This is a genomic window from Belliella baltica DSM 15883 (genome assembly GCF_000265405.1).
Classification (GTDB): domain Bacteria; phylum Bacteroidota; class Bacteroidia; order Cytophagales; family Cyclobacteriaceae; genus Belliella; species Belliella baltica.
Window position 1 is genome coordinate 2,304,010 of record NC_018010.1, and the last position, 25,029, is coordinate 2,329,038.

The 25,029-nt window shown below is 38.1% G+C and carries 16 protein-coding genes; all 16 read left to right on the plus strand.

Going from position 1 to position 25,029, the window contains the following annotated elements:
• The first annotated feature begins 6 nt into the window (after positions 1-6).
• The 16 genes from BELBA_RS10615 (at position 7) to BELBA_RS10690 (ending at position 24,826) form a co-directional block, all read left to right on the plus strand.
• On the plus strand, positions 7-1,038 hold the full coding sequence (locus BELBA_RS10615) for a DUF5627 domain-containing protein (RefSeq protein ID WP_014772691.1): 1,032 nt from the start codon (positions 7-9) through the stop codon (positions 1,036-1,038).
• 27 nt (positions 1,039-1,065) lie between these two features.
• Complete coding sequence (locus BELBA_RS10620) at positions 1,066-3,186, plus strand: endo-1,4-beta-xylanase (RefSeq protein WP_014772692.1); 2,121 nt, start codon at positions 1,066-1,068, stop codon at positions 3,184-3,186.
• Positions 3,187-3,536: 350 nt separating this feature from the next.
• Positions 3,537-4,730, plus strand: coding sequence for a cellulase family glycosylhydrolase (locus BELBA_RS10625; RefSeq protein WP_052307625.1), 1,194 nt, complete (start codon positions 3,537-3,539; stop codon positions 4,728-4,730).
• Positions 4,731-4,790: 60 nt separating this feature from the next.
• Complete coding sequence (locus tag BELBA_RS10630; protein WP_014772694.1) at positions 4,791-5,939, plus strand: endo-1,4-beta-xylanase; 1,149 nt, start codon at positions 4,791-4,793, stop codon at positions 5,937-5,939.
• A gap of 275 nt (positions 5,940-6,214) precedes the next feature.
• A complete protein-coding gene (locus tag BELBA_RS10635; protein WP_014772695.1) occupies positions 6,215-7,783 on the plus strand; it encodes a glycoside hydrolase family 43 protein in 1,569 nt (522 codons plus the stop codon).
• 6 nt (positions 7,784-7,789) lie between these two features.
• Positions 7,790-9,193 carry a family 43 glycosylhydrolase gene (locus tag BELBA_RS10640; RefSeq protein WP_014772696.1) on the plus strand — a complete coding sequence of 468 codons (1,404 nt, stop codon included), beginning with the start codon at positions 7,790-7,792 and terminating at the stop codon, positions 9,191-9,193.
• Positions 9,194-9,331: 138 nt separating this feature from the next.
• Positions 9,332-11,728 carry a glycoside hydrolase family 95 protein gene (locus BELBA_RS10645; RefSeq protein WP_245531053.1) on the plus strand — a complete coding sequence of 799 codons (2,397 nt, stop codon included), beginning with the start codon at positions 9,332-9,334 and terminating at the stop codon, positions 11,726-11,728.
• A 15-nt stretch (positions 11,729-11,743) separates the two neighbouring features.
• Entirely contained in the window at positions 11,744-12,580 is an 837-nt protein-coding gene (locus BELBA_RS10650; RefSeq protein WP_014772698.1) for a sialate O-acetylesterase, read from the plus strand.
• Positions 12,581-12,667: 87 nt separating this feature from the next.
• Positions 12,668-14,443: a glycoside hydrolase family 43 protein gene (locus BELBA_RS10655; protein WP_014772699.1), complete on the plus strand. Its 1,776-nt coding sequence runs from the start codon at positions 12,668-12,670 to the stop codon at positions 14,441-14,443.
• Between the two features lie 55 nt (positions 14,444-14,498).
• Positions 14,499-15,443: an alpha/beta hydrolase gene (locus BELBA_RS10660; protein WP_014772700.1), complete on the plus strand. Its 945-nt coding sequence runs from the start codon at positions 14,499-14,501 to the stop codon at positions 15,441-15,443.
• A gap of 71 nt (positions 15,444-15,514) precedes the next feature.
• Positions 15,515-17,617: a glycoside hydrolase family protein gene (locus BELBA_RS10665; protein WP_014772701.1), complete on the plus strand. Its 2,103-nt coding sequence runs from the start codon at positions 15,515-15,517 to the stop codon at positions 17,615-17,617.
• A gap of 74 nt (positions 17,618-17,691) precedes the next feature.
• Positions 17,692-19,668 carry a glycoside hydrolase family 97 protein gene (locus BELBA_RS10670; protein ID WP_014772702.1) on the plus strand — a complete coding sequence of 659 codons (1,977 nt, stop codon included), beginning with the start codon at positions 17,692-17,694 and terminating at the stop codon, positions 19,666-19,668.
• A 41-nt stretch (positions 19,669-19,709) separates the two neighbouring features.
• A complete protein-coding gene (locus BELBA_RS10675; protein WP_014772703.1) occupies positions 19,710-21,074 on the plus strand; it encodes a glycoside hydrolase family 43 protein in 1,365 nt (454 codons plus the stop codon).
• Between the two features lie 46 nt (positions 21,075-21,120).
• Positions 21,121-22,278, plus strand: a complete 1,158-nt coding sequence (locus tag BELBA_RS10680; RefSeq protein ID WP_014772704.1) for an endo-1,4-beta-xylanase — start codon at positions 21,121-21,123, stop codon at positions 22,276-22,278.
• Positions 22,279-22,401: 123 nt separating this feature from the next.
• Positions 22,402-23,883 (plus strand): Gfo/Idh/MocA family oxidoreductase, encoded by a 1,482-nt coding sequence (locus BELBA_RS10685; protein ID WP_014772705.1) that lies wholly within the window; start codon positions 22,402-22,404, stop codon positions 23,881-23,883.
• Positions 23,884-23,989: 106 nt separating this feature from the next.
• Positions 23,990-24,826 (plus strand): alpha/beta hydrolase, encoded by an 837-nt coding sequence (locus BELBA_RS10690; protein ID WP_041779624.1) that lies wholly within the window; start codon positions 23,990-23,992, stop codon positions 24,824-24,826.
• Positions 24,827-25,029: the final 203 nt, after the last annotated feature.

The following is a 25,029-nucleotide window of genomic DNA, read 5'->3' on the forward strand; positions in this document are numbered from 1 at the left end:
TCGAAAATGAAAAATAGTTTAAAAATAATAATTGTATGCTTGGTTTTAGGAGTTTCTTCCTGTGTAAACCAAGATTGGGAGTTTCCTGATTTTGACTTTCAATCAGTGTATTTTGCTCATCAATATCCTGTAAGGACGATTACACTTGGTGAAGACATCTTTGACACGACCTTAGATAATGAACGAAAATTCAGAGTCATGGCGACCACAGGTGGTGTTTATGAAAATAGACAGCAGATCCGCCTGGGGATTGAAGTTGACGAATCACTTACGGAGAACCTTCTTTTTTCGGAAGGTGGCGATGAGATTTTGCCTTTGCCGTCTGAATATTTTCAGCTTTCTGCTTCTGAAATAATCATTCCTCAAGGTCAAATTATTGGAGGCGTAGAGATTCAATTGACTGGTGCTTTCTTCAATGATCCGGCTGCTATTAAAAACACTTATGTTGTTCCTTTGAGAATCACAAGTGTGGATAATGCAGATACGATCCTTGTGGGTAGTTCTACTTTACCTAATCCCAACCCACATGTAATCGGAGACTGGGATGTAGTTCCTAAGGATTTTGTGCTTTATGCAATTAAGTATATCAATGAATATCATGGTATTTATTTAAGAAGAGGAAAAGACAACATCACTGGCAAATCAGGTTTCGAGGGCTTAAGTCAAGAAATAACTAGAAGAAGTGAATACGTAGAACAAGATGAATTGAAAGACCTATTTACTGAATCTTTGACTCGAGTTAGATTCCCTTTGACTGTAGAAGGTGCTGGTGGACAGAATATCACAACTGATCTTTATTTGGATTTTGATGCTCAAGGGAATTGTACGATCTCCTCAGCTACTGAAGGAGTCACAGCAACAGGTTCAGGGTCTTTTGTGTCCAAAGGAGAAAAGAGAAGTTGGGGAAATAAAGATAGAGATGCTGTCTACTTACAATATGAAATCGATCATCCTCAATTTAGAATGACAACAGTAGATACGCTTGTTCTCAGAAATAGAGGAGTAGGACTAGAAACTTTTAACCCAGTTTTGAAATAGTTAATTAACATTTAAAGAAAAATTGGTATGGAAAAATTTAAAAAATTTGGACTCTTAGCGCTTTCTGTGGGTATGATTACCGCTTGTGCTGATTTAGACCCTCTTGAATTTGATGTTGAAAAACCTGAGAGTATTGCTTTGCAGGAAGAGATTGATAGCTATGCACCTCTCAGAACCTTACTTGATACAGTAAGCTATCCTAATTTTAAATTAGGAGTTGCTATGCCATTGACAGATTATGCTTCAACTGGATTGAAGTATAGATTTGTGAATATGAATTTTAATGAATTCACCCCTAGTACAGGTATGTCTCATCAAGATCTGATTCAAAATGATGGATCTATTAATCTTGTGAATGCCGAGAGTTTTCTTGAAGTAGCTGCACAAAAGAATATAAATGTCTTTGGGACGTCCTTAATTTCTTATACAAACCAGAATTCAGGTTATCTCAATGGATTACTTTCTCCATTGATTGTAGAATCACCTGCTTTTGTGAATGAATTGAATTTAGATGGTTTGAAATCAGGTGAATTTAATGATTGGACGGCGAGTTCTGGAGTTTCACTTGAAGCTACCGAGGGAATGGGCAACGGAGTGCCAGCAGTGAAATTAGAAGTTGGCGCTTCAGTATCTGCTCCTAATAGTGTTAGTTTCAAATCTCCAGATATTACTGTGATACCTGGGAAAACCTACGAGGTTTTAGCATTTATAAAATCTGATGGGCCTGGAGAAGCAAGATTTACATTTGAAGGGTTAAGTGAAAATGAACCGGTTTTAGATTGGACGGCTTCAGGTACCCCGTCTGAAACTTTCACTACAAGTATTTCTTGGAAAGAGATCAGGTTTAGAGTTAATTCATTTGAAGGAGATTCTTTCAAATTCCAATTAGAAACGGGTTACAACCCATCTGTGACTTATTACTTAGACATCAACAATCTCTATGTTTATGATATTGACGGCGATGCAATCGTTAATAATTTAGTCAATGGAGGAGATTTTGAAACTGGAGAAGCATGGGGAGGCTGGGGTAACAATTCTGAAAGAGGAGTTACACCAGATGGACAAGGAGTAGGGGGTGAAGGAAGAGCTTTCTTTGTAACAAACCCTTCTACAACTGGTGGTTTTTGGGAAGTTCAAACCCTTTATCAGCTTGCAGAGCCTGTGAGAAATGGGGAGACTTATAATTTGAGTTTTTGGGTAAAAGGTACAGCAGATGGGGTGATAAGACTAGAATTACAAAGTCCTGACTATTCTTCAAATGGTTTCGGTCAAGTATTCGTAACCCAAGATTGGAGACTAGTAAATGTATATACTACTGTTACTGCAGATGATAGGGATAGATTGATTTTTAGTTATGGTGAATTTGCGGGGACGGTGTACATCGATAAAGTTGTCCTCAGCAATGCAAATGCCTCTGGAGGTTCAACGACAATCGTAGAGAAAACAGCTCAAGAGAAGAATTCAATCATAAGTTCACAAATGGAGCGCTGGTTGACCGATGTTGTAAGCGCTACAAAGACTTACATTAAAGCCAGAACTGTGATTGATCAACCAATGGATGATAATAATCCTTCTGAATTAAGATCTGGAATTGGAAGAACCTTAGGTGGAGGTGAGTTTTATTGGCAAGATTATGTTGGGAAAGAATACGGAGTGAAAGCTTTTCAACTTGCTCGTCAAAATGGAAATCCAGATGATATATTATTCATCAATGAAAGTGGTTTGGAAGCCAATCTAGACAAATGTCAAGGGCTAATCGATTATGTGACTTATTTGGAAAATAATGGTGCTCAAGTAGATGGTATTGGTACGAGAATGCAGCTTAATTTGAATTCAAGTACATCAAACATTGCTACCATGTTCCAAATGTTAGCTGCTACTGGGAAGCGAATCAGAATTTCTGGTTTGGAAGTGCGTCTCATGACGACACAACCTACACAAACTATGTTAGAAAGACAGGCTCAGATTTATGAAGAAGTAGTTGGCCTTTATGAACAACATGTACCCGCTTCTCAAAGATATGGTATCACACTAGGAAGTGCGATTGATAGCGAATCTGATAACAGCTTGAGACAAGGTCTTTGGGATACAAGTCTGAAGCGTAAGCCTTCTTATGCAGGTTTTGCAAATGGTTTGATCAATAAATAATTGTACAAATGGAAAGGTTGATGAACTCTCTAAAATCAACCTTTCCATTTTCTTAGTCTAATTTCTCAGGCATACAAAAATTACTACTATTTCAATTTTGAAATTCGATTTTAATTTTCATCAATACGACTTCAAGTCAATTTGAATTAGCATAAGACTCGATTTCATAAAGATTTAATTCTAATTAGAGGCATAAGCAAAATTGTGCTCTCAGGAATTAAACTGTCCAAATTTTCTCCACCTAGTATCTAATCCACTTAAAAGAAACTCTCAAACCTATTTCATAAATCATGCGACTTCTTAAATTTTCAACGGTTTTATTCTTGTTCATTGTATTTAGTTGTAATACAATGGAGGACGTTGATGATCAAATTATCGATGAGGAAGTAGCAATCATTGATGACGAGCAAGAGAGTATGAATGTTGATTGGCCTCTTGCGACTCCACTTTTAAAAGTTCAAGGAAGACAACTTGTGGATCCTTGTGGAAATGAAGTGCTTTTACACGGAGTGGCGATTACACCTAGTCCTTGGTTTAATGGAGGACATGTCGGTGTTTGGAGATGGAATAATTACGATATAGAAGGCTGTCTCAATTACAATAAAGGAGTGATGGACAAGCTTACTAATGATGAAGAAGGTTGGTATCTCAATATGGTTAGACTTCACATAGATCCTTACTGGAGTAATACACCTGGAGACCCTATTCCTGAAAATGATATTTCAAGATTTAGTTTTGATAGGTTTATGACAGCTGTTAATGATGTCATTGTTCCATTAGTAGATCACGCAAAGACGCGTGGAATGTATGTGATTCTTCGTCCACCAGGAGTTGCGCCGCATCAGATTGCGGTAGGGGATGAATATTTTGAATATTTAATGAAGATCTGGGACCACCTTTCTAATCATTCTGAACTCAAAAACAAAGCACATGTAATGTTTGAGTTGGCAAATGAGCCAATTCATATTTTAGGAACCAATGGAGTGTATGGGAGCGATACTCCTGCACATTTTGAGGCATTGAAGCTATTTTTTCAACCTATGGTAGATGTGATTCGAGAGAATGGTGCTGAAAACATCCTTTGGATTCCAGGTTCAGGCTATCAATCACATTATCGTGGATTTCCTGATTTCCCCATAGAAGACAACAATTATGGCTATGCAGTACATATCTATCCAGGCTATTGGGGACAACAAAACAATGATCCGATCACATTCAGAAGAAATTGGAATACACACATCAAACCAGTAGCTGATATTGCTCCAATCGCTATTACTGAAATAGATTGGGGACCTGAGCAATATGGGGTATGGGGAAAAGGTGGAGTCACAGGTACAGCAGGTTCATGGGGTTTTGGAGCAAATTTCAAAATGCTAGCAGATGAATCTGGAAATGTGAGTTGGAACCTTCTTTCTCCTGAAAATTTAATTCATGATGGACATCTTGATGGAGATCTTGCTTATGGAGGAGATCCAGAAGCTTGTGCTTACCCAGTCCATAAATGGTTCAAGGAATATGCTTTTGTGAAAGAGATTTGCGATTGATTTAACTGAAAGTCAATGTTAAAAATATTATATATCAAACCTTATAAAACCCAGTAAAAAATGAAAATGAATCAAAGAGATAAAATCAGAATTGGGTTTTCACTCTTCCTCGTGATATTGATTGGACTAGGTTGTGTAGTGAAATCAGATAAAAATCCAGTGGTTACATTAAAGGATGCTTTTGCAGGCAAGTTTCATGTTGGTGCTGCTATGGGAAGTCATCATATTCATGAACGAGATAAAGAAGCAATCAATGTCCTTGGAACTCATTTCAATTCAATTGTAGCTGAAAATGTCATGAAAAGTGGTATGATTCAGGTTAGAGAAGGGGAATTTAAATTTTCTGAGGCAGATAAATTTATTGAATTTGGTAAGAAGCACAATTTCCATATTGTCGGGCATACTTTGATATGGCACTCTCAAGCCCCAAGATGGTTCTTTGTTGATGATGAAGGAAAAGATGTAAGTGCGGAAGTTCTTGCAAAGAGAATGGAAATACACATCAAAACAGTGGTGGGAAGATACAAAGGTCAAGTGAAAGGATGGGATGTCGTCAATGAAGCAATTTTGGATGATGGATCGTGGAGAGAAAGTAAATTTTACAAAATCCTTGGTAAAGATTTTATAAAACTCGCATTCCAATATGCTCATGAAGCAGATCCAGAGGCTGAACTTTACTACAATGATTACTCAATGGCAAACTCTGGCAAACGTGAGGGAGTAGTCAAAATGGTAAAAGAGCTTCAGTCTCAAGGTGTCAAAATTGATGGGATTGGTATGCAAGGACATATTGGATTGGAATACCCTACAATTCAGGAATTTGAAAAAAGTATTCTAGCCTTTTCTGAACTAGGAGTAAATGTGATGATTACGGAATTGGATCTCACTGTTTTGCCTTCTCCAAGAAGAGATATGGGAGCTGATGTAGCTACCAATGTAGAATACCAGCAAAGCCTCAATCCTTACACCGAAGGATTGCCTGAGGATGTGCAGAAACAGTTTGATGACCGTTACTTGGCATTCTTCAAACTTTTCTTGGACCACCATGACAAAATCTCTAGAGTGACGCTTTGGGGAATCAACGATGGTGACTCTTGGAAAAACGGTTGGCCAGTAAGGGGAAGAACAGATTATCCTTTGCTTTTCAACAGAGACAATACTCCAAAAAGTGTGGTCAGTGAGATTATGGAATTGGCTGCAAAGTATTGATGGGATTTTCCATGGTCTGTGTCTTTACAGGCCATTAGAATCTACCCTTGGCCTGTGTCTCAATAGACAAAATTTACTGATATAATCTTCCAAGGTTTAATTGGTTTTCAGGACATAAACCAAGGATCCAAGGACCAAGATTTAAACTATGGATAAGTTATAAATAACAGTTGAAGTTTAATATTAAAATAAAAACACCGAACAAACCTATTGAACCTAATGGATCTCCATATACAATTTATAGTGTATGGAGATTCTATTAATCCAGTTGAAAAATGAACCAGCATTCAAAGACATTATCCATTATATTTTTATTTATCGCTTTCTTTTGCCATTCGGTTTTTGGTCAAAAAGCCATCAATCCCATCATCCATGCCGATGTTCCCGATATTTCGATCATTAGGGAAGGTGATACTTACTACATGAGTAGTACCACAATGCATATGAATCCCGGTGTTCCCATCATGAAATCCAAAGATTTGGTGAATTGGGAAATTGTAAGTTATGCATATGAAACGCTGGGTGTTTCAGATGATCTGACGCTGGAAAATGGGAAACAAATGTATGGTAAAGGTTCTTGGGCTAGTAGCCTTAGATTTCATAATGGATATTATTATGTAAGTACCTTTTCTGGAAATACTGGCAAAACTTATATTTTTTCTACCGAGGATATAGAAAATGGTCCTTGGAAATCAATTGAATTCAGTCCTTCATTGCATGATCATACTTTGTTTTTTGAAGAAGATAAAATTTACATGATTTGGGGTGCAGGAACGATCAAAATGGTCGAATTAGAAAGTGACTTATCCGGAATCAAGCCAAATTCAGAAAAAGTACTGATTCAAAATGCCACAGAACCAGCTGGGAGCAATGTTGGACTTCCAGCCGAAGGCGCTCAACTCTTCAAGGCAAATAATAAATATTACCTTTTCAATATAGCTTGGCCGAGAGGTGGAATGCGGACAGTGATTATTCACAAAGCTAATAATATCAATGGACCTTATGAAGGAAGAGTTGCACTGCAAGACAAAGGTGTTGCGCAAGGTGGCTTGATTGATACTCCTGATGGAAATTGGTTTGCATATCTTTTTAGAGATAATGGAGCTGTAGGAAGAATACCATATTTGGTTCCATTGACTTGGGAAAATGACTGGCCTGTATTAGGTGAAGATGGTAAAGTTCCCATGGAACTTGATCTGCCCAAAAGCAAAGGTCTGATGCCAGGAATCGTAGCATCTGATGATTTTAAGAGAAAAAAAGGAGAACCTGACCTTCCATTAGTATGGCAGTGGAATCACAACCCAGCGGCTGAACTTTGGTCTATTGATAGAAAAAAGGGTTTTCTGCGACTAAAGACAGATAGAATTGATCATGACATTCTTCAAGCTAGGAATATGCTTACCCAAAGGACTTTTGGTCCAGAAAGTATGGGGACGATCAAACTTGATTTGGCTGGCATGAAAGAAGGAGATTTTGCTGGACTTTCTTTACTTCAGAAAGATTATGGATTGATAGGAGTTCGGGTTCATGACGGGAAGAAAGAATTATTAATGAGTCGTGCTGAAGATTCAGTTGAAAAGGAAATTGAGTCTTTATCATTTACTGGAAATTCAATATTGCTCAGGGCAGTCTGTGATTTTAAAGAGAGAAAAGATCAAGCAAAATTCTATTACAGTTTAGATAATGGTAAGAATTGGAGTCAGCTAGGTGATATCCTTCAAATGAAATATACACTTCCACATTTTATGGGATACAGGTTTGGGATGTTTTATTATTCAACTGTACAACCGGGAGGTCATGCAGATTTCGATTTTTTCAAAATCAATGATCAAATAAAATTCTAATTGAAAATGAAAAGACGCATTTATAACAAAAAGCTTTCAATAAAACCTTACAGTTTAATCTGTCTGCTATTTTTGTTTATCTCGGAAATAAGTTTTGGTCAAAATCCATTGATTAGAGATCAATTTACAGCAGACCCAACAGCTAGAGTAATAGGTGATAAGCTCTTTATTTTTGCTTCACATGATATTAAATGTGATTCTACTCAAGGCAGACCAAATTGGTTTTGTATGGAAGACTATCATGTTTTTTCTACTTCAAATCTTACTGATTGGGAAGATCACGGAATGATTTTAAGTCAATATCAAGTTCCTTGGGCGGATTCAGAATCTTTTAGCATTTGGGCTCCAGACGGAATTGAAAAAGATGGAAAATATTATTTCTATTTCCCAAGCAAAGCAAATGGTCATCACTTACAAGGTCATAATCCCGAAATAAATGGATCAAGTTTCAAAATAGGTGTTGCTGTTGCAGATTCACCTGATGGACCTTATGTTCCAGAGAAACTTCCTATCGCTAAAGTCAACGGTATTGATCCAAATGTCTTTATTGACAAAGATGGACAAGCTTATTTGTATTGGTCTCAGCATCATTTTTATGGTGCAAAGCTAAGTGCTAACATGAAAGAGTTAGAGTCTGAACCTGTCGTGTTATCACAATTTCCTGATGAAGGCTTAAAAGAAGGCCCTTTTCTTTTTGAGCGGAATGGGATTTATTACATGACTTATCCCCATGTAGCCAATAATACAGAGAGAATAGAATATGCCACCGCCAACAATCCTCTAGGTCCATTTACTTATCAAGGAGTCATCATGGACGAATCTCCGACAAACTGTTGGACCAATCATCAATCAGTAGTAAAATTTAAGAATCAATGGTACTTCTTTTATCATCACAATGATTATTCTCCAGACTTTGACAAAAATAGGTCAGTAATGGCAGATAGTCTGTTTTTTGATGAAAATGGGCTGATCAAAAAAATTACACCAACATTGAGAGGCATAGGCCTGACAGCAGCAAATGATAAAATTAAATTGGATCGATACAGTGCCAAAAGCAATGAAGGATATGATATTGAATTCATTGATGAATCTAATCCATTTTTGGGATGGAAGTCAGTCTTTGATAAAAATGGCTCTTGGGTAAGATACAATCAAGTTGATTTTGGAAATGATGAACCAAATGTACTTCTAGCTAAAATCAATGCAAAAGAGGCAAATGGGCATCTTGAATTTAGACTTGGAAGTGGGAATGGTAAATTAATCACAACGATAGATATCAGCGAAGCTCAAAAATGGGATGAGCACAAGGCCATATTAGAATCAGAAATTTCAGGCATTCATGATCTTTTTCTTGTTTTCAATGGAACTGGAAATGTAGAAGTTGACTGGATTTCTTTTAAGAAAATGTAAGGTGTATTTAAATAGCAAATCAAATTGATTACCAAAAAGATAAATGGACAAACAGCTTGTTGGATAAAGAAATTTATTAGTCCACTTCTATTTATAACCTTTCTTATATTCCCACTATTTTCTTGTCAAGAAAAGAAAGTGGAGATCGATCCCGATATGAAGCTTTGGTATGATAGACCTGCGCAACAGTGGGTTGAGGCTTTGCCAATAGGAAACGGTCGCTTGGGTGCAATGGTTTTTGGAAATCCTCAGGAAGAGGTTATCCAATTGAATGAAAACACTTTTTATGCGGGACATCCCTATAGAAATGACAATCCAAATGCATTAAAAGCACTTGAGGGAGTAAGAAAGTTGATTTTTGATGGCGAATATGTGCAAGCTCAAGATACGATAGATCAAAATTTTTTTGGAGGCCCACACGGGATGCCTTATCAGACTATAGGAAATCTAAAACTAAAATATCAAGATGAAAGTGAGGTAGAGAATTACTACAGAGAGCTGGATTTGGAGTATGCTGTTGTCAGTAATCGTTTCAAGAAATCCGGAGTAAATTTTTCAACCAAGATAATCTCTTCTTTTCCTGATCAGGTTATTGTCGCAAAAATTACAGCTGATAAACCCAAATCTATCAGTTTTTCCGCAACAATGGATCGACCTGGACCTTTTGAAATCACTACAACAGGGGAAGATCAATTGATTATGTCAGGAATTTCAAGTGATCATGAAGGGATCAAAGGAGCAGTTAAATTTCAGGCAAATGTGAAGTTTGTCAATAAGAATGGAAGTATTAAATCAGAGAACAAAGAGATTATTATCTCTGAAGCTGACGAGGTCACAATTTATATTTCTATCGCCACGAATTTTGTTAATTATAAAGACATATCTGCAGACGCATCTGAAAAATCCACTTCATTATTAGAAAAAGCAATCGAAAATGATTTTGAAAGGATTTATAAAAAGCATGTAACAGATTATCGCAATTTATTTGATCGAGTTCAATTAGATCTAGGGAAATCTGATGCTGTTAATTTACCCACAGATAAAAGAATCGCCCAGTTTGCTGAAGGGAATGATGCCCACTTAGCAGCTTTATATTTTCAATTTGGAAGATATTTATTGATTGCCGCTTCGAGACCAGGTGGTCAGCCTGCAAACCTTCAAGGAATCTGGAATCATCAAATGAACCCCGCCTGGGACAGTAAATATACCGTTAACATCAATGCGGAAATGAACTATTGGCCTGCTGAGATCACCAATCTCTCCGAGTTGCACGAGCCATTTATCCAAATGGCAAAAGACCTGTCAGAATCAGGTCAGCAAACTGCCCGAAATATGTACGGCGCTAGAGGTTGGGTTTTGCATCACAACACGGATTTATGGAGAGTAACTGGCCCAATTGATTTTGCAGCAGCTGGTATGTGGCCATTGGGAGGAGCTTGGGTTTCTCAACATTTGTTTGAGAAATATGACTTTTCCGGAGATGAGAAGTATTTGAAATCAGTATATCCTGTTGCTAAAGAAGCAGCCACCTTCTTTTTAGATTTTTTGGTAAAAGATCCTCAAACAGGTTTTTGGGTGGTTTCTCCATCTGTTTCACCTGAAAATATTCCTTACCAATTTCATAATTCAGCTGTAGCTGCTGGTAATACGATGGACAATCAATTGGTTTTTGATCTATTTACGAAGACGATTAGAGCAGCTGAGATTTTAGGAGATGAGGATGATTTGATCAATGAAATGAAAGAAAAACTGTCCATGCTTCCTCCTATGCAAATTGGAAAATGGGGACAGCTTCAAGAATGGATGGGAGATTGGGATAATCCACAAGACAACCACCGACATGTTTCCCACTTGTATGGCTTGTATCCTTCTAACCAAATTTCTCCCTACAGAACTCCCGAGCTTTTTGGGGCAGCGAAGACTTCTTTGCTCGCCAGAGGAGATGAATCCACAGGATGGTCAATGGGTTGGAAAGTCAATCTTTGGGCAAGATTTTTAGATGGGAATCATGCTTATAAACTGATCAAGGATCAATTGAGCCCAGCAATCCTTCCTGATGGTAAGGAGCGTGGAGGAACATACCCCAATCTATTTGACTCGCATCCTCCATTTCAGATTGATGGAAATTTTGGATGTACTGCTGGAATCGCAGAAATGTTAGTCCAAAGTCATGACGGAGCAATACACATATTGCCAGCCCTTCCTGATGCTTGGGAAAATGGATCTGTTTGTGGACTTCGAGCCAGAGGAGGATTTGAGGTTTCAGTTGATTGGAAAAATGCGAAGCCAGAAAAAGTATCTATTCTATCAAATTTGGGAGGTGTTTGTAGAATCAGATCCTACTATCCCTTGGAAGGAAAGGGACTTTCTACTGTCGAGGATATCAATTCAAATCCTTTTTACCAAACTCCAGAAATCAAACCTGCATTAATCAAAGATCAAAGTCAGCTTGGAACTACCAACCTGAAACCGATTTATGAATACGATCTCCAAACTGTCAAAGGAAAGGAATATGTCATTTCTTTAAAAAAGTAGCCAAAATAAATCACTATGAAACTATACCAAATTAAAGCTTTAGCAATCACTTTCTTCATGAGTTTTGCGATTAATACGTTTGCCCAAGATGAAAACTTCTACATTTTTCTGAGTTTTGGACAGTCCAATATGGAAGGTTTTGCAAAGTTTGAGGAACAAGATACTGTTGAAGATGAACGATTCAAGGTCTTGCAAGCTGTGGATTGTGAGAATCTTGGTAGAAAAAAAGGGCAGTGGTACCCTGCAGTCGCTCCAATTACAAGATGTGATACAGGATTGAGTCCAGCGGATTATTTTGGCAGGACATTGACAGAGCACTTACCAAAAAACATCAAAGTTGGAATAATCAATGTATCTGTAGGAGGATCGAAAATAGAGCTTTTTGATAAAGGAAATCATCAATCATACGTGGCCTCTTCACCGGACTGGCTCCAAAATACCGTGAAAAAATATGATGGAGACCCTTACAGCAGACTAATCGAACTTGCAAAAATTGCCCAAAAAGATGGTGTGATCAAAGGAATTCTTCTACACCAAGGAGAATCAAATACAGGGGATCAATCATGGCCTCAAAAAGTCAAAGGAGTCTATGATACTATTCTTTCTGATTTGGGTATGGATCCGGATGCACTTCCTCTTCTTGCAGGAGAAATGGTCAGTGAGGATGAAGGAGGAAAGTGTGCAAGCATGAATCCAATCATTCAAACATTACCAACAGTAATTCCTCAAGCGCATGTGATTTCTTCTGAAGACTGTGAAGCTGTAGATGATGGATTGCACTTTTCTGCTGCAGGATATAGAGAACTTGGAAAAAGATATGGAATGAAAATGTTGACCCTCTTGAATTATTGAAATTGAATAAGATAAACTCAAAAAATCCAAAGAGCGATAAGTAGTTGGATCATTGACTTTTCAATAATCCTAAAAAAATCATCAGTAATGAAGAATAAAGCTTATAAATATACCAGTAACATGAATAAACTCAAACCTACGATTTTAGCTGTTTTAATGGTTTTCTTATCCTTTTCTGAAGGATTTAGCCAAAACAAGAAAAGTAATGCACCCGTCTTTTCTGAAGTTGTCTATGAAGGGAAAGACCAAGTTTACATAGACAATCCACTCCTGGAAGGTGAGTTTTACAATCCTCTTCTTCAAGGATGCTACCCTGATCCTGCCATCACAAGGAAAGGAGATGATTATTTCATGGTAGTTTCTTCTTTTGTAATGTTTCCGGGAGTACCGATTTTCCACTCCAAAGACTTGGTGAATTGGACTCAGATAGGGCATGTTTTGGATAGAAAATCTCAGCTCAAAGTACAGGATGCTGCAATTGCAATGGGTGTTTTTGCTCCAGATATCAAGTATAATCCATATAACGATACATTTTACATGATCACAACTCAGTTTGCTGGTGATTTCGGGAATATAGTTGTGAAAACAAAAGATCCATTTCAAGGCTGGAGTGATCCTATCAAATTAAAATTTGATGGAATTGATCCTGGAATTTTCTTTGATGATAATGGGAAAGCTTACGTTGTGCACAACGACGCACCAAATAGAGGCGAAGAAAGATATGATGGACACCGCGTTATCAAAATCTGGGAGTATGATTTGGAAAATGATCAAGTTGTCGCAGGTACAGATAAAATAATTGTTGATGGGGGAGTTGATCCTTCAAAAAATCCAATCTGGATTGAGGCTCCTCATCTTTACAAAAAAGACGGGATGTATTATTTGATGTGTGCTGAAGGCGGAACTGGCGGAAATCACAGTGAAGTGATTTTCAAAAGCGATAATCCGATGGGGCCTTTTATCCCAGCACCTTCTAATCCAATCTTGACACAACGTTATTTTGGAAATAATAGAAACAATAAAGTCGATTGGGCAGGTCATGCGGATTTGGTTTTAGGGCCTGATGATAAATATTATGGGGTGTTTTTAGGAATAAGACCGAATGATAAAAACAGGGTAAATACAGGTAGAGAGACTTTTATTCTACCAGTTGATTGGTCAGGAGAATGGCCGGTATTCGAAAATGGCTTAATTCCAATGGAGCCAAAATTGAAAATGCCAGCAGGAGTTACAGAGAATAAGACTGGTCAGGATGGCTTTTTTCCGAATGGAAACTTTGTTTACACAGAAAAATTTGATTCTGAAAAACTTGATTTCAGATGGATCGGATTGAGAGGTCCAAGGGAAGATTTTATTGAGTTCACGAAAAATGGGCTCCAAATCAATCCATTCAATGTCAACATCAAAGAAGTGAAGCCTACATCGACTTTGTTCTACAGACAGCAGCACAAAAAGTTTGAATTCAACATGACGATGGATTACCAACCACAATCCGAAAAAGACCTTGCAGGAATAGTTTGTGCTCAAAGTGAAGCGTTCAATTATGTTTTTGGAATTACCAAGGTCGGAAATGATTACATGTTGCTTCTTCAAAGAACTGAAGCCAAAGGAAGAGGTAGAGATCGAAAAGTGAGTTCGGAGATCTTGGCGAGCGCTAAAATTGACCTTTCTAAAACTATTTCACTCCAGGTGAAGGCTGATGGAGATAATTATGAATTTGGCTATTCTACAGATGGAAATACCTTCAAAAATCTAGGAGGTCAAGTTTCAGGCGATATTCTTTCTACAAATGTTGCAGGTGGATTTACTGGTAATTTGATTGGATTGTATGCAACTACTGCTAATGATGCGATAGTAGAATAGAAACGAGTGAAAGTATCCGATTATACATTTTAAAATTAATCAAAATGACCTAATTATGCTGAATACACTTAGATCACTAGGAATATCTTCCATTTTAGTCTTTTTAATTTTCTGCACAAAATCTACAATAGCTCAGGATGGAACCATTTATCCACTTGCAACTCCCGATGAACCTAATGCTATTCCTTTAGGTACGGGTGGAGTCGATGATCAGCCCGCATTAGAGTCTTGGTTCAAGCAATGGGGCGATCCAATGGCTCGTAATATCACAGTTGCAACACTAACTCCATTTTTACCAGAACCAGGAAAAGCAAATGGTGCGACTGTAATCGTAGCTCCCGGAGGAGGCTTCAGATGGCTGTCATTGAAAAACGAAGGGTGGGAAGTGGCAGAAGCTTTGGCAGCACAAGGAATCACGGCTTTTGTGCTCAAGTACAGACTTCATCCAACTCCAGAATCCTTGGACGACTTTAGAAATTCCATGAACAGAACTTCCGATGCAGCAGCTAATCCTGCACAAAACGAAGAACCACGACCTCGTCTAGTACAGCGAGACCTTTCTGACCAACTCGAAGATGCTGAGGCTGCTTATGCGATGATTGTAGAAAGAGCTGAAGAGTGGGGAGTGGATACGGATAGAATAGGTATGATTGGTTTTTCGGCTGGCGCTGGACTTACTATGCACTGTACTTTGAACTCTAAATCTATGAAATTGGCCTTTATAGGACCTATTTATGGCGGTATGGGATCAGTGGTGGTGCCAAAAAATGCACCGCCAATGTTCAATGTGATCGCAAGTGATGATTTCCTCTTCAGGGGGCAGTTTGGGATCATCGATTCCTGGTACAAAGCAGGTGTACCTGTAGAGTTTCACCTTTATCAAAATGGTGGTCACGGTTTCGGATTGGGAAATCCCAACCGGACAAGTAACCGCTGGTTTGATGCCTTTATTCACTGGCTGGATGTCAATAGCTTTCTTGAAGCTAAGTCATCGGAGTGATGGGGGCATAGGATTTACCTTTAGTTAATAAGAAAAAATAGAAATATTAATCTCACGAATAAACCTATTCTATGAAAAAGTTATCGCTTTTCTACAAAGCAAAAGACCTATTGAATCTAGCACTTGGATTGGTCATGTTCTCTGTATCTGTTTCATGTGCCCAAGAAGAATCCCAGACAATTTTGGTTCAAGATGGGAAATACGTCCATACTGTTGCTGGTAATCCATACCTCCCTTTGTGGGAGCATGTTCCTGACGGAGAGCCCCGAGTATTTGAAGACCCAGATAATCCTGGGAAATATAGAGCATACATTATTGGATCACACGATCTAAGATTTACAAGTTATTGTGGTCCTGATATCAGGATGTGGTCAGCACCTGTAGAAGATTTGACAAGCTGGAGAGATGAAGGGGCGATTTTCACTTATGAAATAGATGGTCAGTGGGATGTGATGTATGCACCAGATTTGGTTGAAGTCAAAAGAAAAGATGGAGCCAAAGAATATTATTTATATCCGCATAGTAGAGGACCTGGAAGAGAAGCGATGGTTGCCAAAGGCTCAAGACCAGATGGCCCTTTTACACCAATCAACATGACAGAAGATGGAAAGCGAACTGTCGAAGGTAGTATTTTGGGATTTGATCCTGCTGTCTATATTGAAAACATTGATGATCCAAACGATCCTGATTTTGAAATCGGTTTTAGAGCTTATGCATTTTGGGGGTTTCAGAGATCTATGGCAGCAGAATTGGATCAGAATACTATGTATTCCATCAGACCTGGTACTGAAGTGATTCCTTATTTTCTCCCTGCTAGTAATAGATATGGTTCTTTAAGAGATCCAGAAGGAACTCAATATCCAAATATCTACGAAGAAGAAGATTTGGGTACATTCAATTTCTTTGAAGCTTCTTCTATCCGAAAAGTCGGAAATAAATATATTACAGTTTTTAGTGGCTATTCAGGCCCTGACTATGGTGTGAGCAGTACAAACTCTACTTTGAGATATGCAGTTGGGGATTCTCCACTCGGTCCATGGAAAAGTGGAGGTGTATTGGTGGATTCAAGAGGGCCAGTTTTAAATGAAGATGGAACGAGTATCATTCTTACCAACGGTGGGCACAATACCCATGGAAGTATCGAAGAGATCAATGGGCAATGGTATGTGTTTTACCATAAGCCACCTAGAGGATTTGGTTTTGCCCGTCAGCCTGTAGTTGCACCTATCAGTATTGAAGTGGATAAGAAACCCGTTGCAGAAGGTGGAGGTGCCAGAATTAGAGCCTATGATCCTTATGCCGAAAACAAACAATGGACTGCCAAAGACAGCCAAGGCAGAGAATACAAAGGTGCTGAGGTGACTTCTGAAGGTTTCCATATGTATGGTTTAGATCCATATCAGTATTATTCAGCAGGCTATGCCGCTTATCTTTCTGATATCAGTATACAGCAGGATTCTTGGGACATTTGGGACAATCACATGCCGATTACGCAAGTCAAAGACGGACACATTATTGGTTACAAATACTTTGGTTTTGGAGGTCTTGCTGAAGATAAAAATGGACTCAAAGCATTTGAAGGAACAAAAGCGGGAAATCAAACAGCTTTCAATCTTTTCCTTACTCCAAAGACAGACAAAGCTTTCAAAGTCAATGTTTGGATAGATGGTCCTTATGCAAATGATACTTGGAAAGGTACTAAGATCGCTGTGATCGAGGTGCCAGCTAATTCTAAGCAAGAAGCAACTCAGTTTACAATCGATGTCGCACAATATGTGGATCAATTGGATAAAAAGAACGCGATCTTTTTAGTAGCTGAAGCTGGAAGCGATGAAGGCTTGTTTGAATTACTTGGATTAGGATTTAGTGCTAAGGGTAAGGAATTGAAAAGACCTGTAGCACCGAAAATCAGCATATCTGTGAATGGTGAAGCTGTAGAAGTCCCAGAAACACCCGTAAGATCCACAAATGAAAATGGCATCCTTGGTTATGGTCTTTATGAAGTGAATGCAAGCCTTCCAGCCGGATCGGATTCAAATCCTAAAGTAACTGCCAAATCTGATAATCCATCTGTGAAAATCTCAATTGAACAGGCTGAAAGTGAAGAAGGAGAAGCAACAGTTACTTGTGATTACAGAGGAGTAATCAAAACTTACAAAGTCAGATTCATTTAAGCTATCCAAAAAGTGATTCAAACTGAGGAAGGTGTCAGTGCTGTTCAATAATTCATTTTTAAAAAGAAAAGTAAATGGAAATTTCAAAAAAGAGCAAGTTGAAAGTAGGAATTTTAAGCATGTTGATAGCAATTAGCTTTTTTGCACTAACTACATTTTCTTTTGCCCAAGAGTCTGGTATTGTTCAAAGTCCTAATGGAAATGTGAATTTAAGCATCTATATAGATGGAGGTGAGTTGATGTATTCTATTAATTATGGTGAAAAACTGATTTTGGATAATTCTCCATTGGGTCTTGTGACTAATGAAGGTGACTTTACCTCAGATTTGACTTTCGTCAAGTTCTCGGAAAATAAAATTGAACAGAGCTACAAGCAGGATAGAATCAAAAAATCTTTTATTACCTACAAAGCCAATACGCTTACCTACACAGTAAAAAATGGAGATGGAAAGGAAATTTCAGTCCATTTTCAAGTCAGTGACAATGACATTGCTTTCCGATATGAATTACCAAAATGGGGAGATACAAGAGCAACAGTAGTAAAAGAAGAAATAACTGGGTTTAAATTTCCTGCCTCAACTACCGCTTTTGTGTCGCCGATGATGACACCAATGACAGGATTTGCAAGGACAGCTCCAAGTTACGAAAGTGGCTACAGTGTTGATATGCCAATAGAAAAAACAACAGCTAAGTTCGGCTACGTATTTCCAGCCCTTTTCCAAACACAAGAAAAAGCTTGGGTTTTGATTTCAGAAACTGGCGTGGGAAGTAACTACAATGGATCGCATTTGAGCAGTTTTAAAGATGGGATTTACACTGTTGAATATCCTCAAATGGAGCAAAACAATGGATTTGGAGATACAGGTGCACAAATTGGACTTCCGGGATATACACCTTGGAGGACGATCACAGTGGGAGAGACCTTAAAGCCGATTATTGAGACAACCGTAACATTTGATGTTGTGGAGCCATTGTATGAAGCATCTCAGCCTTATCAATATGGAAAAGGAACTTGGAGTTGGATTGTTTGGCAGGACAACAGCATGAATTATGAAGACCAAGTCAAATACATTGATTTGGCAGCTGCTATGGATTTTGAATACATTTTGATTGATGCTTGGTGGGATGAAAGAATCGGTTACGACCGCATGGAGGATTTGATCAAATATGCCAATTCCAAGAATGTTGATGTCTTCTTATGGTATAATTCTAACGGTACCGCCAATGATGCATTTCAGACTCCTTTGAACAAAATGAATACCTCATTTGCTCGAAAAAAAGAAATGAAATGGCTGAAAGAAGTAGGTGTCAAAGGCTTGAAAGTTGACTTTTTTGGAGGAGACAAGCAAGAGACGATGCGCCTTTACGAAGATATCTTGGTCGAGGCCAATGATTATGGTTTGATGGTTATTTTTCATGGAGCAACCCTTCCAAGAGGTTGGGAGAGAATGTATCCGAATTTTGTAGGAAGTGAAGCTGTGTTGGCTTCAGAAATGTTGGTTTTTGTTCAAGATACGAGAGAGAAAGAAGCATTTTATGCAACTCTTCATCCATTTATCAGAAATGCTGTTGGAAGCATGGAGTTCGGTGGGGTATTGTTGAATAAATTTCTAAATAAAGGAAATCAAAGGGGTCAAGAACGCTTGACGACTGATATTTTCCAATTAGCAACGGGTGTGCTTTTTCAAAATCCGGTACAGATGTTTGGGTTGACACCGAATAATCTCACTGAAGTTCCAGAGTTTGAATTAGACTTTTTGAGAAAACTCCCGACTACATGGGATGAAACAATTTTCATTGATGGCTATCCTGGAAAGTACACTGTGATCGCAAGGAGAAGCGGTGAACATTGGTACATCGCAGGTGTCAATGCGGAAGAAAGTGTCAAGACTTTGGCTATCAACCTAGAAATGCTGAAAGGGAAGAAAGTCTCTTTATACAACGATGACCAAAATAAACAGCCAAAACTAGACATAATCGAAATTGGGAAGGATGGTTCATATTCAGTTTCCATTCAACCAAAAGGAGGTTTTGTGATCACGAATCACTAAACCGGATAAAATTTTAAATATTTGATTTAAAGCCATTTACTATGAAACTTAATCTTAAGCCATTTTTTCTTTTTTGTATCATGTTGCTTCAGTTTGGAAATAGCTATGGGCAAAACCCAATTATCCAAACCTCCTTCACTGCAGATCCTGCACCGATGGTTTACAATGACAAAGTCTATCTCTACACATCCCATGATGAAGATGAATCGACTTGGTTTACAATGAACGATTGGCGACTGTACACCACTGAAGATATGGTCAATTGGACTGATCACGGAGCTGTTTTGTCATACAAAGAATTTGCTTGGGGAAAAATGAATGCATGGGCACCACAATGCACCGAACGTGATGGGAAATTCTACATGTATGTTCCAATTACTGATAAAAATAATCAAAATGGAATTGGTGTAGCTGTTTCTGATAGCCCCTATGGGCCTTTTATCGATCCTTTGGGCAAGCCACTGATCAGTAATTCCAGTGCAGATATTGATCCCACTGTATTTGTTGATGATGATGGACAGGCGTATTTGATGTGGGGGAATCCAGTTTGCTACTTTGCAAAACTCAACGAAGACATGATTTCTCTCGATGGCGAAGTTGGTCAATTTCCCAATACAATTGAATCCTTCGGAAAAAGAAAGGCTGATGATCCCAAAAGACCTACAACTTATGAAGAAGGCCCTTGGCTTTACAAGCGAAATGATTTGTATTATTTACTTTTTGCCGCTGGAGAACTTCCAGAGCATCTGGGTTATTCGACAAGTGATAGCCCAACTGGTCCATGGAAATATCAAGGAGTGCTGATGCCCGCTGAAGGTAAGAGTTTTACGAATCATCCCGGGATCATCGATTACAAAGGCAAAACCTATCTTTTTTACCACAACGGAGCACTGCCGGGTGGGAGTGGATTCAATAGGTCTGTTGCTGTGGAAGAAGTTACTTTCAATGATGATGGAACCATAGTGCCGATGAAAATGACAGAAGGCATAACTAAAAGTCTTGGCTCAATCAATCCTTATGTGAAGAATGAAGCAGAAACAATAGCTTGGTCAGAAGGTGTAAAAGCAAAGCAAAATGAGGTAGTTGGAAATTTCATTATTGCCACAAGAAATGAAGCCTATACCAAAGTTGCTGGAGTTGATTTCCGATCAGAGGGCGCTTCAAAGTTCTCGGCAAGGTTAGGGACCATCCACAATGGTGATGTGAATATGGAGGTAAGGCTTGATGGTAAAGATGGGAAGTTGTTAGCTAGTGTAAGAGTCCCACTTACAGGGGGAGATGATAGGTGGGCATTGATCAATACCGATATTGAAAATGTGTCAGGAGTTCATGATTTATACTTTGTATTTAAAGGAAAAGCACAAAGCAATATCATGTATTTTGACTATTGGAGTTTTTCTAAATGATGAAAAAAGAGAAGTTTGATAGACTTCAAAAATATTACGATTAAATATGTTTAAAGTAAATGTTACGCTGATGAAAAAATGTAGAATTAATTTTTGGACCATAATTATATTTTCAGTTTACACCTTCGGCTGTAATTCTACGGAGGAGATTGATCCTATTATTGAGGACCCAAAAGATCAAAATGATGACAAGGAGGAAGAAGTTGTTGCCATTCCATTGAAAGAATTATTTAAGGATTATTTTCCAATCGGTGCAGCGATTACTCCTCAGCATGCAGACCTTGCGACCATTCATGGAGAGGCATTGGTCAAACATTTTAATAGTGTGACTGCCGAAAATGTAATGAAGCCAGAATCTTTGCAGCGGAATAAAGGGGTCTATACTTGGGAAGGAGCAGATAGGATTGTTCAGTTTGCTAAAAACAACAATCTGCAAGTAAGGGGGCATACTTTGACTTGGCATTCACAATCTCCTGATTGGATGTTTTATGATGAAAATGGAGAACTTTTGTCAAGGGAAGTTGCTTCAGCACAATTAGAAGAGCATATCACAACTGTTATGTCAAGGTACAAGGGCGATGTTTATGCTTGGGATGTTGTCAATGAAGCAATGTCTGACTGGGATCCAAATGGGGAAATAATCTATAGAGAAGATTCTCCTTGGTATAAAATTTTTGGACCATCTTACATTGATTCAGCCTTTGTCTTTGCCCACAGAGCAGATCCGGAAGCGAAGCTATTTTATAATGATTACAATTCCATTTTCAGTTGGAAGCGAAATAAGATTTATGATCTAGTCAAGAGGTTAAAAGATAACAATATACCAATCGATGGAGTAGGACTACAAGGTCACTGGATGATAGAGACCTCAGAACAGGATATCAGGACTACATTAGATTTATTTAGAGGACTCGGTGTAGAAATTCAAATTACAGAATTGGATCTTCCTGTATATTTATCCAGTAATGAAGAAGGTTCTATGGTTTATACAGAAACCTTTTCACAAAGACAAAAGCAGACTTATAGCATGATTTTTCAAGTTTTATTGGACTACAAAGATGTCATCACAGGAGTTACATTTTGGGGAATTGGCGATGACGCATCTTGGCTCGATCAGCCTGGAAGAAAGGCTTTTCCTTTTTTACTCGATGAAAATTTACAGCCTAAGCCTGCTTATTTTGAAGTTCAAAAGTTGCTAAATTAACATAGGAAAAGATCACGAGCTTAGTAAGAGTCATTTAATAATAAGAGATTAGAGAATTATACAGCTGGTATCTGTTCAAATTAAGTAAGAGATAGATTGAACTTAAAACTTAAATTCAAAGAGATGTCAAAAGAAGAGAATCAATCGAAACCTACAGAAAAGAAAGACAGAAGGGATTTTCTCAAGAAAAGTGCCTTAGCAATTGGTGCTTTTCATATTATCCCGAGTCATGTTTTATTTTCCAAATCAGAAATTAGAAATAAAGCTGGTGAAATTGTCCAAATGGCTTCCAAAGTGCCAAGTGATCGTGTCAATCTGGCTTGTATTGGAATTGGTAATAGAGGAGAACAAGTGATCAACGATTTTGGTAGAACAGGTTTATCAAATGTTGTGGCACTCTGTGATGTAGATATGGGTGCTCCGCATACAGTAAATATTCTCGAAAAGCATTCCAAAGCAAAACGGTATAAGGATTTTAGAGTTCTTTTTAATCAAAGTGAAGTTGAATTTGATGCCGCTGTGATTTGTACACCGGATTTTTCGCATTTCCCTATCACCATGCATGCAATGGCTTCTGGAAAACCTGTGTATGTCGAGAAACCTATGGCAAGGACATTTCAAGAAGTAGAGTTGATGATGAAGGCTGCCAAGAAATATGGTGTAGTGACCCAAATGGGTAATCAAGGTCATTCGGAAGCTAATTCATTTCAATTCAAATCTTGGGTAGATGCTGGAATCATCAAAGATGTTCACGCCATTACTTGCCATATGAATAGCCGAAGAAGATGGCATGGTTGGGATACTTCCAATACAAGCTATCCAAAGGCAGAGCCAATACCAGAAACACTTGATTGGGATCTTTGGCTGACAACAGCCGAACATCATGATTACAATAAGGATTTTGCAAATGGACAGTGGAGGTGCTGGTACGAATTCGGAATGGGAGCTTTGGGAGATTGGGGTGCACATATCATGGATAGTTTCCATAGATATTTAGATTTAGGACTTCCAGAAGAAATCAATGCAGTAAAATTGGATGGACATAATCCACTCTTTTATCCTCAAGCCACTACACTTGATTTTAAATTTCCAAAAAGAGATGAAATGCCAGCTGTAAATGTAACTTGGTATGATGGATTGGAAAATTTACCTCCAATTCCTGAGGGTTACGGAAGTTCAGAGTTGAGTGATGATATCCCTGCGGCAGGCACTGGTCAAATTGAAAAAAGGACCCTGAATCCAGGAAAAATCATCTATAGCAAAGATTTGACTTTCAAGGGAGGATCACATGGAAGTACACTTTCTATCATTCCAGAAGTAGCTGCCAATGACATGAAAGGAAACTTACCTGAAGTTCCCGAGAGTAGCTCCAACCATTTTGCAAACTTCCTTTTAGCTTGTAAAGGCGAAGAAAAAACAAGGTCGCCTTTTGAAATCTCAGGACCATTAAGCCAAATATTTTCACTTGGTGTCTTGGCTCAACAGATGAATACTAACCTGAAATTTGATAGAAAAAACAAGGTAATTACCAATAACAAAGTGGCAAATGAGCTGCTGAATGGTACTCCACCAAGAAAAGGTTGGGAAGAGTATTACAAAATATGATTGATATAGCTTTAGCAAGAGTTTAAACTTTGATTATGTTTTCAATCAAAATAAACTTATGCCTATAAACAAAAGGATAATCTTATTCCTAAACTCACAAAACACTATGAAAAGTCTAAAATTACCAGCCATTTTGTTCATTGCATTGATATCAAATTTTTCATTTGCACAAGATTCGAATATCATCGCACCAAATGGATTTGATAAACCTCAAGAAGGGATTTCCAAAGGAGAGGTTAAAAAAATCTCTTATCCATCCACAACAGTTGGAAAAGACAGAGTTGCAAACATTTATTTTCCGCCAGGGTATGTTGCTACTCAGGAATACCCGGTACTTTATTTATTGCATGGAATAGGAGGGGATGAAAGGGAATGGCTAGATCAAGGACACCCAGAAATCATCTTGGACAATCTCTATGCGGAGAATAAGGTAAAGCCAATGATTATCGTCATGCCCAATGGTCGCGCCATGAAAAATGACCGCGCTGAAGGAAATATTTTCGGAGAGGAGCAAGTAAAAGCTTTTGCTACTTTCGAACAGGATCTGATGGTTGATTTGATTCCTTTTATAGAGAAAAATTACAAAGTGAAATCTGGAGTTGAAAATAGGGCAGTTGCCGGATTATCGATGGGTGGAGGACAATCCTTGAACTTTGGATTGAATCATCCGGAAGATTTTGCTTGGATTGGTTCATTTTCACCGGCTCCAAATACAAAACAAGGTGAGGGTTTACTTCCCAAACCTGAGGCAACTAAGGCAAACTTGAAGTTGTTGTTTTTGAGTTGTGGAGATCAGGATAATTTGATGAATGTCTCGAATAGAACACATGATTTTCTGAATGAACAGGGAATAGAACATATCTACAGAATCATTCCAGACCACTACCATAATTTCGAGTATTGGAAAAATGAGTTGTATTATTTTGCGCAGTTGATATTTTAGGAAATTATTTGCTATCTGAATTTTTTAAATATGATAATCCGCTTTCACACCAATAGCCAAAAAAATAATATACCCATGATAATTAAATCATTTGTTGTTATTGACTTTTCCGAATTATTCGCTACAATTTATTTGTCTAATTTACTTACGGATGTCACTTCGTACATCAATCATAGTGCAATAGCGTAGGCTGTTTTTATGAA

Bases quoted from the DNA above. Each gene is read 5' to 3' on its own strand.
- BELBA_RS10635 (WP_014772695.1), top strand. From the start codon at position 6,215: ATGAACCAGCATTCAAAGACATTATCCATTATATTTTTATTTATCGCT.
- BELBA_RS10640 (WP_014772696.1), top strand. From the start codon at position 7,790: ATGAAAAGACGCATTTATAACAAAAAGCTTTCAATAAAACCTTACAGT.
- BELBA_RS10675 (WP_014772703.1), top strand. From the start codon at position 19,710: ATGAAACTTAATCTTAAGCCATTTTTTCTTTTTTGTATCATGTTGCTT.
- BELBA_RS10650 (WP_014772698.1), top strand. From the start codon at position 11,744: ATGAAACTATACCAAATTAAAGCTTTAGCAATCACTTTCTTCATGAGT.
- BELBA_RS10680 (WP_014772704.1), top strand. From the start codon at position 21,121: ATGTTTAAAGTAAATGTTACGCTGATGAAAAAATGTAGAATTAATTTT.
- BELBA_RS10685 (WP_014772705.1), top strand. From the start codon at position 22,402: ATGTCAAAAGAAGAGAATCAATCGAAACCTACAGAAAAGAAAGACAGA.
- BELBA_RS10655 (WP_014772699.1), top strand. From the start codon at position 12,668: ATGAAGAATAAAGCTTATAAATATACCAGTAACATGAATAAACTCAAA.
- BELBA_RS10625 (WP_052307625.1), top strand. From the start codon at position 3,537: ATGGAGGACGTTGATGATCAAATTATCGATGAGGAAGTAGCAATCATT.
- BELBA_RS10660 (WP_014772700.1), top strand. From the start codon at position 14,499: ATGCTGAATACACTTAGATCACTAGGAATATCTTCCATTTTAGTCTTT.
- BELBA_RS10620 (WP_014772692.1), top strand. From the start codon at position 1,066: ATGGAAAAATTTAAAAAATTTGGACTCTTAGCGCTTTCTGTGGGTATG.
- BELBA_RS10690 (WP_041779624.1), top strand. From the start codon at position 23,990: ATGAAAAGTCTAAAATTACCAGCCATTTTGTTCATTGCATTGATATCA.
- BELBA_RS10630 (WP_014772694.1), top strand. From the start codon at position 4,791: ATGAAAATGAATCAAAGAGATAAAATCAGAATTGGGTTTTCACTCTTC.
- BELBA_RS10615 (WP_014772691.1), top strand. From the start codon at position 7: ATGAAAAATAGTTTAAAAATAATAATTGTATGCTTGGTTTTAGGAGTT.
- BELBA_RS10665 (WP_014772701.1), top strand. From the start codon at position 15,515: ATGAAAAAGTTATCGCTTTTCTACAAAGCAAAAGACCTATTGAATCTA.
- BELBA_RS10670 (WP_014772702.1), top strand. From the start codon at position 17,692: ATGGAAATTTCAAAAAAGAGCAAGTTGAAAGTAGGAATTTTAAGCATG.